The organism is Hoylesella timonensis S9-PR14, assembly GCF_000762405.1.
GTDB classification, from domain to species: domain Bacteria; phylum Bacteroidota; class Bacteroidia; order Bacteroidales; family Bacteroidaceae; genus Prevotella; species Prevotella timonensis_A.
This window is the reverse complement of sequence record NZ_JRPQ01000247.1, coordinates 1-1,415: the sequence shown is the minus strand read 5'-3', so window position 1 is coordinate 1,415 and position 1,415 is coordinate 1. Positions and strand designations below refer to the sequence as shown.

General features: G+C 47.9%; 1 protein-coding gene. It reads left to right on the top strand.

Annotation, left to right across the window (positions count from 1 at the left end; all coding sequences use genetic code 11):
• Nucleotides 1–180: 180 nt before the first annotated feature.
• The coding region (locus HMPREF9304_RS12265; RefSeq protein ID WP_036929655.1) for an SAM-dependent methyltransferase at nucleotides 181–1,415 on the top strand (1,235 nt) is incomplete at its 3' end.

Genomic DNA, 1,415 nt, shown 5'->3' with positions numbered 1-1,415 from the left:
TTCAACGCCCGACTTGTCCTTAATGAAGATTACACCACTTCTTTTGAATTTGAAAGCCGGAAAGGAAAATCAAGAGGGAGATAATCCCGACAGAAATAAAGAGGAACAGAATTGGTCGGGAGGTAATATACTTTATATCTTCCGACTTTTTTCCTCCTCCTTAATTAAAAAAGAAACACTATGGCATATAATAAGAAAAACGTCCTTGAAGCCAACACGGAAGCCATCCGTGTTGTGCTTCGCTTGGAAAAAGAACGCCGCGAAGCCACCGAAGCAGAGAAAAGTATCTTACGGAACTATCAGGGCTTCGGTGGCTTGAAATGCGTACTGAACCGATGTGACAGCCCCGACGACCTCCGTTATTGGAGCAAGTCGGAGCAACAGCTCTTCGAGCCTACGCAAAGGCTCAAACAGATGATTTACCGTGATGCCGTCGATGCCAATACCGCCAAGCGGTACTGGGAGAGCATCAAGGCAAGCGTACTGACCTCTTTCTATACCGATACCCGTATCGTTGCCGCCATTTCCGATGCGCTTACTTCTGTAGATGTACCCATACGTCGCTGCTTGGACCCTTCGGCAGGCATGGGAGCCTTTACCGAGACTTTTGCTAAAAGGGTTGGAATGGTCGATGCAATGGAAAAAGATTTGCTCACTGCCCGTATCTCACAATCCATTCATCCTTATGGGCAAGGCAACATCATTGTCCGCCAAGAACCCTTTGAAGCCATCGGAGAGTTGGAAGATAAGGAAAAATACGACCTTATTACAAGTAACATTCCTTTCGGGGATTTTATGGTCTATGACCGTGAGTACAGCAAGGGCAAGGACATTCTTAAACGTGAGTCCACACGTGCCATCCACAATTACTTCTTCGTGAAAGGTCTGGACTGCATCAAGGAAGGTGGCTTACTGGCATTCATCACCTCGCAGGGTGTATTGGACAGTCCCCGCAATGAAGCCATACGTCGTTATCTGATGCAGAACAGCCGNCTNATCTCNGCTNTNCGNCTGCCATCNGGTATGTTTTCAGACAATGCAGGAACAGACGTAGGCAGTGACCTCATCGTCCTNCAGAAGCAGACNGGTAAAGAAATCANCGAGGGGATTGANCAGCAGTTNGTAGAAACTNTTTCCGTTCCCAAAGAAGAAGGCTCTTCTGTCGTCTTCAAGCACAACTCACTTTTNGCAGGAGATTGGAAAGACATTGCNCACCGNANCATNGCCACNGAGCGCATNATGGGTACAGACCCCTACGGCAAGCCTNCATGGGAGTATCGCTTCGATGGCAGCATTGATGATATGNCGNAGAGTATCAGGACACAGCTCTCCTTGGAAGTTGAGCAACGCTTTGANCGAAAACTCTATGAAACAGGCATACCTATGACGGAGGAGGAACGGCAGAAAGAAGCCGA